We start from the raw sequence: 13,177 nt of genomic DNA, 5'->3' as shown, positions 1-13,177 counted from the left end.
AGTACAAAAAGATGAAAAAAACGAATTTATTAGTAGGGCTTTTCTGTATTGCAGGTCTGTCTTCCTGCCAGAAAGAAAAGAGCAAACTTAACATTATATATATACTGATGGACGATATGGGCTATGGCGACCTGCAATGTTACGGCCAGCAAAAAATAGAAACCCCGAATATCGACCGTCTGAGAAACAACGGAATCAAACTGACCCAACATTATACCGGATCGCCCGTTTCCGCTCCGGCCCGCTGTGTACTGTTGACCGGATTACATTCCGGACACACGCAGATCAGGGCGAATGATGAAATAGCCTCACGTGGAGCGATCAACAGCCACGACTCGATGTACGTCCATCCGGAATTGGAAGGGCAATATCCGTTAAAATCCGGTACCATGACAATCGGCCGGATGATGCAGAATGCCGGATATACGACCGGTTGTTTCGGAAAATGGGGATTAGGTTATCCCGGTTCGGAAGGTGTCCCCGGCAAACAGGGTTTCGACCAGTTTTACGGATATAACTGCCAGAGGCAGGCACATACCTATTACCCTCCGTTCTTATGGAAAAACGATCAACGCATATATCTCGATAACAAAGTACGGGACCCTCATCTGACCAAACTGGATGAAGGAGCGGATCCGTACGATGAAGCCAGTTACCGGAAATTTACCCAGAATGAATATGCCAACGACCTCATCTTCGACGAAATGATTCATTTTGTCGACCAGAATAAGGAACAACCGTTCTTCCTGCTTTGGACAACGCCTCTTCCGCATGTATCCTTACAGGCTCCGGAACGCTGGGTCAACTATTATGTCGATAAATTCGGAGATGAAAAGCCCTATACCGGCAACAAAGGGTATATGCCATGCCGTTATCCGCACGCTACCTATGCAGCAATGATCAGTTATTTTGACGAACAGGTCGGAAAACTGGTCGACAAATTGAAACAGGAAGGATTGTATGAAAATACCCTGATCATTTTCACTTCCGACAACGGACCGACGTTCAACGGCGGCAGCGACTCCCCCTGGTTCAACAGCGGCGGATTATTCAAATCGGAATACGGATGGGGGAAATGTTTCGTCCACGAAGGAGGAATACGCGTACCGGCTATCGTCTCCTGGCCTGGAAAGATCAAAGCCGGAACAGAATCCGACCATATCTGTGCATTTCAGGATGTAATGCCGACACTGGCAGATATCGTTTCCATCGAATGTCCTCCCACCGACGGAATCAGTTTCCTGCCGGCACTACTCGGAGAAAAAGACAAACAGAAACAGCATGCATATCTTTACTGGGAATATCCTGACCCACAAATAGGGAACAAAGCGATCCGCATGGGGAACTGGAAAGGGATCATTACAGATATCCGCAAAGGAAATACGAGAATGGAGCTGTATGACCTGGAAAACGACATTCAGGAATTACACGATGTAGCAGACAAACACCCGGATATTGTTGAGAAATTTAATCAATTGATGTCGGAATCCAGTACACCACCGGAAAACCTGAAGTTTGCTTTCTAAACTCAAAAGATAGTAGTTTTATACTTTTTTTTCTTTTTAATGGCAAACGATCTTTATCTTTGTATCCACATAAAGAGACAATAAATCTACCTATTAATGGATTTCGCCACCGAAAAGGGATACATAGAGGCAGTCAGCAGGGGCGATGAACAGGCATTCGAGTCATTGTTCCTGCATTATTTTCCACGTATTAAAGGATTCATAAGCGGTATCCTGCAAAACGAGGAAGAAGCGGAAGATATTTCCCAGGATATATTCGTATCCATGTGGCAGAACAGGGATAGATTGAAAGAGATCGAGAATCTGAACGCCTACCTGTATCGCATTGCCAAAAATACGGTATTCCGACATATCGAACGTTCCCTGTTATTCAGGGACTACCAGGAACAACAAACCAACAATGCTTCGTTTACCTCCACAGACAATGACAGCATAGAAGAAGAGTTATATGCCAAAGAACTGGAATTTCTTATTTCTGTCGCCGTTGAAAAGATGCCGCCCCAACGAAAACAAATCTACCGGATGAGCCGTGTGGACGGATTATCCAATGATGAGATTGCAGCACGCATGTCTATCAGTAAACGGACAGTCGAAAATCACCTGACGCTGGCACTGGCAGACATCCGAAAAATAATCGGATTCTTTATTCTTACATTTTTTTTAAAAAAAGTTCATTTTTGACTGTGTGTACTTCCTGTCTCACGTATCATATATACAAAACAGGAAATATATACGCATGTCAAAAGCATCTAAAATACTATATAATCTGGTCAACCATACATTTGATCCGGCACTCCGGACCAAAGTATGGCAATGGCTGGTTCACCCTTCCAATCAGAAAGAAAAAGAAGAGGCTCTTCTTTCCATATGGAACGAATATCCGACAGGAGCAAATGCAGAGACTTATCATTCACTGAAAACAACACAGAGAAAGATCAGAGAAAATCAATCTCCGTCCAAGCAATATAACCTTGTTCATAAATTATTGCGAATCGCTGCGATATTGATCATTCCTTTGCTATCAATAGCCGGTTCCTATCTATATATCAAACAGAACACATATAATCCCGAATTGATACAATGTTTCGTTCCGGAAGGAGAAAATCAGGAAATAATCCTGCCCGACGGTTCCACAGTAAACATCAACTCCGGAAGTATTCTGATCTATCCTAAAAAATTCAAAGGAGATACCCGCACACTCTATCTGACGGGAGAGGCCAACTTCACCGTAAAAAAAGATAAGGAACATCCTTTTATCGTCAGCACAAGTTATCTGAAAGTTCAGGCTCTGGGCACAAAATTCAACGTGCAAGCCTATTCCGAAAGTGATAAAATTACGACAACACTGGAAAACGGGGCTGTCAAAGTGGATAAAATAGCAGGAGGTGAAGACTCTTTCATTCTATCCCCAAACGAACAACTGGAATACAATCATAAAACAGGGGTATTCGAAAAGCGGAAAATCAATGCAGCAAACTACTCAGGCTGGACGAAGGGAGAACTCAACTTTATCAACCAACCGCTCAAAGAGATACTGGCTACAATTCAACGAAAATATGTTGTTGACTTTGTTATAAATCCGCGTCTGTTTACTTCGGATTTATACACTATAAAATTCCGGCAACATGCCGACATAAACACGATCATGAAAGTTCTTACAATGACTGTCAGCGGATTGGCTTATGAGATAGACGGCAACACAATCACCATTTATTCACTTAATAAGAAAGGAGTAAAATAAAAAGAAAAAAGGGACCGGAGAAAATTGCGACACCTTTTCCGGACCCCCGAAATCAATAATCCATTAAAAAACATAGAGATCTTAAATTTAGTAATCATTGATTTAATGTACAAAAGTATGAAATTAAACTACCATAAGAGCACACACTCGCTCTTAAAATTACGTAAATTATTAATATTTACATTATTAAGTTTATTCACGATAAACATAGCCTGGGGACAAAGCCAGCGAATATCAATAGCAGCCAAAAATAAAACATTGTTAAGCGTATTCGAAGAAATTGAAAAACAAACGGGCCTCAGTATCGCTTATAATCAGACGAAATTAAATATCAATAAAGTTATCAATCAGGATTTTAATGATAAAATCCTGTCCTCTGTTATAACAGAGTTGCTCAAAGACAGCGGATTCTCCTATCGTCTTGAAGGAAAACATATCATAATTGTTCCGGAAAAGAAACAACAACAAAAACAACAAGAAAACAAAAAAGTCAATGGTATCATAACAGATGCTACCGGACAACCCGTTATCGGGGCGAATGTTGTTGAACAAGGAACAACAAATGGTACAATCACAGACCTGGACGGTAAATTTTCTCTGGAGGTTCCTAAAGGCAGTACTTTGCAGATTTCTTATATCGGATACTTGTCCAAGGATATTCCCGTAGATGAAAAAACAAACTATGCCATACAATTAATCGAAGACTCACAAGCTCTTGACGAAGTCGTTGTCGTAGGATATGGTACAGCAAAAAAAGTAAATGTTATCGGTTCTATTGCCTCAGTCGATTCCAAACAATTGGAAAACAGAGCGACTTCATCAGTAGTATCAGCCCTGACCGGTCAGATGCCGGGAGTTACGATCACGCAACCAGGAGGGCGCCCAGGAGAAAATACAGGAACAATTCGTGTACGCGGTGTAGGTTCATTCAGTAGTGATAATAACGCAGACAAAGCAAATGCACTGATATTGATCGACGGGATACCAGGCAATATGACAGATATCAATCCTAATGATATCGAGAGCATCTCCATATTAAAAGATGCATCCACTGCTGCCATCTATGGGTCCCGTGCTGCCAATGGGGTTGTTTTGGTTACAACCAAAATGGGTAAAGAGTCCAAAGTATCCGTGTCCTACAACGGTTATGTAGGATTCAACCGAGCTACAGCATTGCCTAAATATGTAGACAGTTGGGATTATGCACGTCTATTGAATCAGGCAGATGGTATTACACGTTTCACGGATGAAGAAATTCAGGCGATGCGCACGGGCAGTCAGCCGGATGTATGGGCCAACGAGAAGTTCGTCGATGATATTTTTTCAGGTAACGGACTACAGACCGGACACGATTTGTCTTTAAACGGTGGTAACGACCGGAGTCAATATTTTGCCTCTTTCGGTTATCTTAATCAGAACGGAATTGTGCCGGGTAACAATTACTCACGCTATACGGCACGTGTCAACCTGACTTCCAATTTATCGGATAAATTGAAACTGACAATCCGTTTGAGAGGTGACAATGCTAAAACGAAAGAACCGGGAACCGCCGGTGCTATTGACGGCGATTATGGAATGATGTCACTGATCAGCCAGGGGCTACGCTTCCCCGGATTCCGTCCTTCAGTATTAAGTGACGGTACATGGGGACCGGGCGTAAAAAATTTCGGAACCCCCAAAGCCTGGTTAGCATCCGAATCATTCCAGGAAAAACCGACTTTACGTATCAATTCAAATGTGCGTCTCGATTACAAACCGATCGAAGGACTTACCCTCTCTGCTATCGGTGCCTATAATTTCACAAATGCACAAGATAAAAAATTCCGTGCCTCCCTGCCGGTTACCATTAACAGCGCTACAAAAGTATTAGGTCCTTCTTACTTAAAAGAAAAGAATACCAATACAAATTATAAATCATTCCAGGCAACAGTCGATTACTCAAAGACATTTAACAATGTACATAATATAGGTATTTTGGCCGGTTATTCATGGGAAGAAGAATCTGCACGCGACCTGGAAGGCCGTCGAGACAATCTCCCAAGTAATGAATATCCCTATCTGACAGTCGGTTCACCCGATAACCAGACAAATGCAGGCGGAGGTTACGACTGGGTCATCCAATCATTCTTCGGACGTGCACAGTACAATTATGCAGAACGCTATCTGGGTGAAGTAACCATGCGTTACGACGGTTCATCACGTTTCCCATCCAGTTCACGTTATGCTTTTTTCCCCTCCGCCGCTATCGGTTGGAGAATTTCTGAAGAGAGCTTCTTTAAAGAGAACGAAAAATTAAGCTTTATCAACAATTTGAAACTGAAAGCATCTGCCGGTATCTTAGGTAATAATAACATCGGTAATTATGCTTACCAGTCAGTCTATGAATTAGGTAACGATTTTAACTACCCGTTAGGAGGAACCATTCAACAGGGAGCAGCCCTGAAAACGTATACAGATCCGCGACTGAAATGGGAAACAACCCGTACTATAGACGGAGGCTTCGAGTCCGTACTTTGGAACGGTTTACTGACAGCCAATATCTCTTACTTCTATAGATATACGTATGACATCCTGTTTAAACCCAACGCCAGTGCCTCTTCCGCTTTTGGATTACAAATGAGCGAAGTAAATACCGGAGAAGCGTCTAACCGCGGCTGGGAATTTGAAGTTGGGCACAGAAATACCATCGGTGAATTCAGTTACAGCATCAACGGAAACTTTTCCATCATCAAAAATAAAGTAGAAACACTCGGATTGGGGAATGTGGAACAAGCAAACGGAATGGTAGGTAACGGTTCTAATCTTTTCATCGGTTACCCGATCGATATGTACTACGGATATAAAACAGACGGTGTATTTTTGAATCAACAGGATATCGATGACTACTTTGCCCATACTGACCAGTCAGCAATGGGAGCCAATAAAGCCAACACCAAACCGGGAGATATCAGATACCAAGATATTTCAGGACCGGATGGCGTACCCGACGGAAAAGTAGACGCCACTTACGACCGTGTTTACCTGGGATCAAAAATTCCGAAATACACATTCGGCCTTTCTCTGAACGCTGCCTACAAAGGTTTCGACCTGAATATTTTCCTACAGGGAGTAGCAGGTGTCAATGGCAAACTTGGAGGTTTTTCCGGTTGGGCTTTATGGAGCGAAGGGAATATACAGAAATGGCAAATGGAAGAAGCATTCGATCCGGAGAATCCTACACGTTACCCGAAATATCCACGTCTGGCAAATCTGGGAAATGCAACCGGTGTCAATACGCAAGAATCTGATTTCTGGATACGTAACGCCTCTTACCTGCGTGTAAAAAATATTCAGTTAGGATATACTTTACCAAAGTCTATTCTAAAGAATACCTTTATCCAGAATGTCCGCTTCTATGCAGCAACGGAAAACCCGTTCACATTCCACAGTTATCCGGAAGGCTGGGACCCGGAAATCAATGCCGACGACCGTTTCTATCCGGTATTAACGAACTACACATTTGGTTTGAATCTTAAATTCTAAAAAGCATGAAATCAATTATAAAGAAATCAATAATGGCCTTTGTTGCTCTTGCGACTTTAGCATCCTGTGAACTGGACCGTTATCCGCTGACAAACTTCAGCGAAGATACATTCTTCGACAAAGAAGAAAATACAAAACTTGCCCTCATCGGTTTATACCGTGGCGGTATCACCTATGGAGTGGACTACGGCGCTTCCGATTGGTGGGCATACAGCGCAAAAATATTAATAGACGGAGTCAGTGACATAGGATACGACCGCCGCGGATTCAACAATAATCTGGGAAAACTGACATCCGGGCAAATAGATGAAAGCAACGGATGGGTTAATGACCTGTATCAGAAACCTTATCGGCGCATCAGTGCCTGTGCCCGATTTATTGAAGGAATCGACAAGCTAGGATCCGATAATCCGGAAATGGAACGGATGAAAGCAGAAGCCCGTTTCATTCGCGCGGTACAGTATTTTTATCTGGCATCCTATTATTATGATGTTCCGCTGATCAAAACAGTATTAACCCTGGAAGAAGCTAATACAGTGACCAAATCCTCTCGTGCAGAAGTTCTTCAATATGCAATAGACGAATTAACCGAAATTGCAGACATTCTTCCGCATCATAAGGACCTTCCGGCATCAGAACGCGGACGTGCAACAGCACAGGCCGCACTGGTTTATCTGGCCCGTACACACCTGATTGCCCAAAATTACAAAGAAGCAGCGGCAGCATGTAAAAAGATCATCGATTGGGGAGACAATAAATTAGATCCTGATTATCAGAAGCTATTCTACCCAGGGGCGATTAACAGTTCCGAACATATTTACGCAACACAGTTTGTAGATGACCTGGCAGGACATGGGTTACCTCAGCATGCCTATCCGATAAAAGACGGAGGATGGTGTTTGGTAAATGCTTCCAGTACGTTATTCGAGGCTTATGATTTTCTGGACGGAACGCCATTCAGTTATGATGACCCACGTTTCAATAAAAATAATTTCGGAGAAAACAGGGACCCACGTCTGGACTATACAATCTACTATGACGGAGCAACCTTCAGGGGAACCATCTACAATTGTAATCCGGAAACAACTGCCGCTGATAAAATCGGTCCGGGACAGACAACCCAGACTGGTTTCCTTCTACGCAAATATTTCGACGAAAGCTGGAATGGCGATATAACCAAATACGGAAATAATGTACCTCTTGCCCGCTATGCAGATGTACTGATGATGTATCTGGAAGCAGAGATGGAAGCAGGCACACCGATCACACAAACTCTTTTGGATCAGACGATAAATGCAGTACGAGGACGAGTGGGCATGCCTGGCATTACAGAAACCAATCCGGATAAATTACGTAAAATCATACAAAAAGAACGTATGATCGAATTTGCTTTTGAAGGACTTCGCCTCTGGGATTTATACCGCTGGGGGATTGCCGAAGAACGTCTGAATCTGGATATTTACGGATCGCCATTCTATATTTCGAATCAGGAACTAATGAAAAAGAAAGATGGACAGCCTGATCCGTATAATCGTTGGTATGTTGACAAACGTAATTTCAAAACCGGACAAGAACGTTGGCCTATTCCACTATCTGAAAAGAATATCAATCCAAATTTAAGATAGTCGGTTTAATAACACAACAGAGATACCGGTTGCTTACAATACTTTCGGTATCTCTGTTTTTATTTCTGCTTTTGATTAAACATTACCTGAACAACGATATCATGAAACATAAAATAAATAAAGTAATCTTACCTGCATCCTTATTATCTGTTATCGTTTCCGGAGGTTTTTCCCAAACACAACAACCCAATATTGTTATCATCCATACCGACGAGCACAATTTCCGTACGCTGGGATGTTACCGGGAATGCCTGCAAAATGAGCAAGCTTTCCCCTGGGGAAAAGAAGCTGTCGTTGAAACACCCCATATCGATCGTCTGGCACATCAGGGGGTATTATTTACGCGATGTTATGCAACGTCTCCGGTCAGTTCCCCCAGCCGGGCATCTTTCATGAGCGGACTTTATCCGCAGAATAACGGGGTATGGACAAACGACATGGTACTGTCTGATGCAGCCGTAACATTCGGAGAATCACTGCGACAGAACGGTTATGCTACCGGATACATCGGTAAATTACATCTCAATGGCAAAGGACGCCCCGAATGGCATCCCAGGCGGGACTTCGGTTTTTCAGACAACCGTTATATGTATAACCGCGGCCACTGGAAAAAAATAGAGGAAACAGCCGAAGGACCGACATTCAGAAAGGATGCAGATGTGAAAAGCACGGACGAACAGACATTCCCTACCGACTATTTCACCACGCAGGCTATTGAGTTCATCAACCGGCATAAGGAAGGACCGTTCTGCTGCATGCTCTGTTTCCCGGACCCGCATAGCGCCAATCTGGTAAGGCCACCATATGACACCATGTATAGCCGGATCAGATTTAAAGAACCGGCAACAGCACTAACGGATACGACAGGACGCCCCGCCTGGTCACACGGAAATAACCTGAAAGCAGACCAACCCGAGGATATGGCTCAATATTTCGGAATGATTAAATGTATCGACGATAATGTAGGGCGCATCCTGGATGCGTTGAAAGGTGCCGGTATCCTGGACAATACAATCATTATCTTCACCTCCGACCACGGAGACATGTGCCGCCAGCACGGACTGATCAATAAAGGCGTTCCGCTTGATGATTCCTCACGGGTACCGTTTATCATCAGTTACCCGGCCGGTATGCGTCAGGGGATCAAGGTAGAGAATGTCATGTCTGTAACCGATTTCACTCCTTCCCTGCTGAGCTTCTGTAATATACGACCTACTACACAGTATGATGGTCGTGATTTATCGCTTCTATGGAAAGGAGAGAAACTTCCGGAAAAATACAAAGACATAGTCTTTATGCGGGCAATTACTCCTAAAATAAAAAGCGATTGGGATGAATCGGCTACAGCGATGCGAACGAAATGGATATCAGCAGTAACTCCGGAATATAAACTGACCTATTCCGAATATGCATCTGATGTTCCCTGGCTCACCGATCTGAAAAAAGATCCGGATGAACTAGTCAACTGCTATCGGGACCCGGCCTACAAGGAAATCGTTTCCCGGTTAGCTGCTGACTTGAAAGAATATGGGGAACAATACAACGACCCAAGGATTAAGCATCCTAAGATACAACAGGAAATTCTATCTGCAATCTTGAAAAAGTAGACAATATCCGTTAAAAATACAGCGTACAGCAAGGCGGATATAGAAAAAATGCAGACCTTTAGTTCCTAAACAAAAATATCATAAACTTATATATACTTTAAATATTATGAAATCAAACGTATTGATCGGTCTCGGACTGGGAGCTTTCTTATTCTCCCCCTCCACCTCTCATGCCCAAAAGGCGAAAGAGGCAAAGACCCCGAATGTCATTTTTATCTATGCCGACGACCTCGGTTATGGTGACCTGGAATGCTATGGAGCAACCCGCGTACAAACGCCAAATGTAAACAAACTGGCAGACAGTGGTATCCGCTTTACCAACACACATGCAACAGCGGCCACCAGTACCCCATCCCGTTATTCCCTGCTTACCGGAGAATATGCCTGGCGCAGACCCGGTACGGACATCGCTGCCGGTAATGCCGGAATGATTATCCGCCCGGAACGCTATACCATTGCCGATATGTTCAAAAATGCAGGCTATACAACAGCTGCCCTGGGTAAATGGCATCTGGGACTGGGCGACAAGACTGCCGAACAGGACTGGAACGCTCCTCTGCCTGCCGCATTAGGTGATTTAGGATTCGACTATTCCTATATCATGGCAGCGACAGCCGACCGTGTTCCCTGTGTATTCATCGAAAACGGAAAAGTGGCCAACTACGACCCGTCCGCTCCTATCGAAGTAAGTTATCAGAAACCTTTCGAAGGCGAACCCTTAGGAAAAGATCATCCGGAGCTTCTATATAACCTGAAACACAGCCACGGTCACGATATGGCTATCGTAAACGGTATCGGACGTATCGGTTATATGAAAGGCGGCGGCAAGGCTTTATGGAAAGATGAAAACCTGGCAGATTCCATCACGACACATGCCCTCGATTTCATCAAAGCAAACAAAGATAAACCCTTCTTCATGTATTTCGCGACAAACGACGTACATGTTCCCCGCTTCCCGCACGACCGCTTCAGAGGCAAGAACCCGATGGGATTGAGAGGCGACGCTATCGTGCAGTTTGACTGGAGTGTCGGACAAATCCTCGACGAACTCGACAGGCTGGGACTAAGAGAAAACACCTTGATCATCCTTTCCAGCGACAACGGTCCTGTTGTGGATGACGGTTATGCAGATCAGGCAGAAGAACTGCTGGGCGATCATAAGCCGGGCGGTCCGTTACGCGGCGGTAAATACAGTGCATTTGAAGCCGGAACCCGTATCCCTGCTATTGCAAGCTGGCCGAAAGAAATAAAAAAAGGCCAAGTCTCTGACGCATTAATGTCGCAGGTTGACTGGTTCGCTTCACTGGCAGCACTGACAGGTTCCGTCCTTCCCAAGGGAGCAGCCCCCGACAGTTACAATTATCTGGGCACTTTGCTGGGAACAGACAATGCCGACCGTCCTTGGGTGATCGAACAGGCATCCGACCATACGTTGTCTGTCCGCACAAAAGACTGGAAATACATTGAAACCAGCAACGGACCGAAAATAGTTCCCTGGGGACCGAAGATCGAGACCGGTTATTCCAAAACTCCTCAACTGTACGATATGACACAGGTAGGCGAACAGGAAAACCTCGCTGAAAAACGTCCGGAAGTCGTTTATCAGTTACAGGAAATTCTGAAAGGTGTACGTAACAATACAGTCAAACCTAAATAATCAGATTTTATCTGTTTAGACTATAAATCAATGGTCCGAAGCGAAAGTTCCGGGCCATTTTTATGTTTTTACCTTTTTTTATCAGGGAATAGGCATTATCTTTGTGGCAATTTGGCAGAAAATAAAAGGATAATGCTGGGACTTATTAGTAAAGGAATTGTGATAGGCGTACTTGTATCAGCCCCTATGGGCCCGATAGGTATGTTGTGTATACAAAGAACATTGAACAAAGGACGTTGGCACGGTTTCGTTACCGGCCTGGGAGCAGCCTTATCGGATGTCATCTATGCGGCACTGACCTGCCTGGGAATGGGAGTTGTCGTCAACTTCGTGGAAGCCAACCAGGCACCGCTCCAACTAATGGGCAGTATCGTTCTCGGTCTTTTCGGTTACTACATATATCAATCCAATCCTGTAAAAAACTTAAAAAAGCAACGTGAAAAAAAGTTATCGTTCACACAGGATTTTATTACAGCTTTTCTTCTTACCTTTAGCAACGTATTAATCGTGCTGCTATATATAGGACTGTTTGCGCGTTTTGGATTTGTGTTGCCGGATCATTCCGTCTGGATGTTGGTGGGAGGAATAATATGCATAGGAATAGGTGCCGTCCTTTGGTGGTTCGGCATCACATATATAGTTGCGAAATTAAAAAAGTGGTTTAATGTACGGGGAATATGGTTATTGAATCGGATTGTAGGGACAGTCATCATTATATTGGCTATTGTAGGGGTATTATCGGTACTCCTCACCTCATATTTCCATTTGCCGTTGCTCCAAATCTATAATTAACATGAAGAAGCTTAAAGTACCTTATTTAGTAACGCTGGATGTGCTGGATTTATCATCAGTCGGTTTTCTCTTGGAAAACAAAGCCCAGCGAGAGTATATCGATGTCATCAATTGGGAAGAATACCCTTATAAACCAATTGTCGCTTTCGATATTGCGCGAACGGATGAAAATCTTTATATCCGTTATTTCGTAAAAGGGAATTCTTTAAAGGCTGTTCACAGCTCAGACGGTTCCCCGGTTTATACAGATAGTTGTGTCGAGTTTTTCATGAAAACGGTCGATGATCACAACTACATGAATTTCGAGTTCAATTGTATCGGGACTTGTGATGCTGCCCGCCGCCAGTCGCGTGATATCAAAAGATCACTAAACACCGATGAATACACTTCTATCCGTCGGTATTCATCCATAGAGAACAAACCTTTTTCAGAAAAGACAGGTGTATTCTCCTGGGAGTTGGTCGTATCTATCCCCTTCAGGCTCATGGGACTCGATCCGGAAAACCTGCCGGAAAAGATTCTGGGCAATTTCTACAAATGTGCGGACGATACAGAATATCCCCACTTTGTCAGCTGGAACCCGATAGACCTCCCAAGCCCCGACTTCCACCGTCCGGAGTTTTTCGGAGAGATTTATTTATAAGACATTTATTCAATAAAATAAAAAATGCCGGAGACCTGAAAGTGATATTATATAACCTTTCAGG

At 43.7% G+C, this 13,177-nt stretch carries 9 protein-coding genes; all 9 read left to right on the top strand.

All coding sequences use genetic code 11. The annotated features are described in order from the left end of the window. The first annotated feature begins 11 nt into the window (after nucleotides 1-11). The 9 genes from DWW91_RS20495 (at nucleotide 12) to DWW91_RS20455 (ending at nucleotide 13,113) form a co-directional block, all read left to right on the top strand. Nucleotides 12-1,526, top strand: a complete 1,515-nt coding sequence (locus DWW91_RS20495; RefSeq protein WP_122328791.1) for an arylsulfatase — start codon at nucleotides 12-14, stop codon at nucleotides 1,524-1,526. A 96-nt stretch (nucleotides 1,527-1,622) separates the two neighbouring features. Next, nucleotides 1,623-2,207: an RNA polymerase sigma-70 factor gene (locus DWW91_RS20490; RefSeq protein WP_122328790.1), complete on the top strand. Its 585-nt coding sequence runs from the start codon at nucleotides 1,623-1,625 to the stop codon at nucleotides 2,205-2,207. Between the two features lie 55 nt (nucleotides 2,208-2,262). Next, the gene (locus DWW91_RS20485; protein ID WP_009859778.1) at nucleotides 2,263-3,267 is read left to right on the top strand and encodes a FecR family protein; all 1,005 of its coding nucleotides are present in this window, start codon (nucleotides 2,263-2,265) and stop codon (nucleotides 3,265-3,267) included. Between the two features lie 117 nt (nucleotides 3,268-3,384). Continuing rightward, nucleotides 3,385-6,789: a TonB-dependent receptor gene (locus DWW91_RS20480; RefSeq protein ID WP_233584539.1), complete on the top strand. Its 3,405-nt coding sequence runs from the start codon at nucleotides 3,385-3,387 to the stop codon at nucleotides 6,787-6,789. 5 nt (nucleotides 6,790-6,794) lie between these two features. Then, nucleotides 6,795-8,414: a RagB/SusD family nutrient uptake outer membrane protein gene (locus tag DWW91_RS20475; protein ID WP_233584538.1), complete on the top strand. Its 1,620-nt coding sequence runs from the start codon at nucleotides 6,795-6,797 to the stop codon at nucleotides 8,412-8,414. 101 nt (nucleotides 8,415-8,515) lie between these two features. Then, nucleotides 8,516-10,021: a sulfatase-like hydrolase/transferase gene (locus tag DWW91_RS20470; RefSeq protein WP_122328787.1), complete on the top strand. Its 1,506-nt coding sequence runs from the start codon at nucleotides 8,516-8,518 to the stop codon at nucleotides 10,019-10,021. Nucleotides 10,022-10,127: 106 nt separating this feature from the next. Continuing rightward, nucleotides 10,128-11,678, top strand: coding sequence for an arylsulfatase (locus DWW91_RS20465; RefSeq protein ID WP_009859782.1), 1,551 nt, complete (start codon nucleotides 10,128-10,130; stop codon nucleotides 11,676-11,678). Between the two features lie 132 nt (nucleotides 11,679-11,810). Then, the gene (locus tag DWW91_RS20460; RefSeq protein ID WP_009859783.1) at nucleotides 11,811-12,470 is read left to right on the top strand and encodes a LysE family translocator; all 660 of its coding nucleotides are present in this window, start codon (nucleotides 11,811-11,813) and stop codon (nucleotides 12,468-12,470) included. 1 nt (nucleotide 12,471) lies between these two features. Continuing rightward, nucleotides 12,472-13,113 carry a carbohydrate-binding family 9-like protein gene (locus DWW91_RS20455; RefSeq protein ID WP_010800704.1) on the top strand — a complete coding sequence of 214 codons (642 nt, stop codon included), beginning with the start codon at nucleotides 12,472-12,474 and terminating at the stop codon, nucleotides 13,111-13,113. The last annotated feature ends 64 nt before the right edge of the window (nucleotides 13,114-13,177 follow it).

The organism is Parabacteroides sp. AF17-3 (assembly GCF_003635445.1).
Classification (GTDB): Bacteria; Bacteroidota; Bacteroidia; order Bacteroidales; family Tannerellaceae; genus Parabacteroides; species Parabacteroides goldsteinii.
Note: the sequence above shows the minus strand (reverse complement) of the source record. Positions and strands in the feature narration are given on the sequence as shown.

Bases quoted from the DNA above. Each gene is read 5' to 3' on its own strand.
- DWW91_RS20495 (WP_122328791.1), top strand. From the start codon at position 12: ATGAAAAAAACGAATTTATTAGTAGGGCTTTTCTGTATTGCAGGTCTG.
- DWW91_RS20490 (WP_122328790.1), top strand. From the start codon at position 1,623: ATGGATTTCGCCACCGAAAAGGGATACATAGAGGCAGTCAGCAGGGGC.
- DWW91_RS20485 (WP_009859778.1), top strand. From the start codon at position 2,263: ATGTCAAAAGCATCTAAAATACTATATAATCTGGTCAACCATACATTT.
- DWW91_RS20480 (WP_233584539.1), top strand. From the start codon at position 3,385: ATGAAATTAAACTACCATAAGAGCACACACTCGCTCTTAAAATTACGT.
- DWW91_RS20475 (WP_233584538.1), top strand. From the start codon at position 6,795: ATGAAATCAATTATAAAGAAATCAATAATGGCCTTTGTTGCTCTTGCG.
- DWW91_RS20470 (WP_122328787.1), top strand. From the start codon at position 8,516: ATGAAACATAAAATAAATAAAGTAATCTTACCTGCATCCTTATTATCT.
- DWW91_RS20465 (WP_009859782.1), top strand. From the start codon at position 10,128: ATGAAATCAAACGTATTGATCGGTCTCGGACTGGGAGCTTTCTTATTC.
- DWW91_RS20460 (WP_009859783.1), top strand. From the start codon at position 11,811: ATGCTGGGACTTATTAGTAAAGGAATTGTGATAGGCGTACTTGTATCA.
- DWW91_RS20455 (WP_010800704.1), top strand. From the start codon at position 12,472: ATGAAGAAGCTTAAAGTACCTTATTTAGTAACGCTGGATGTGCTGGAT.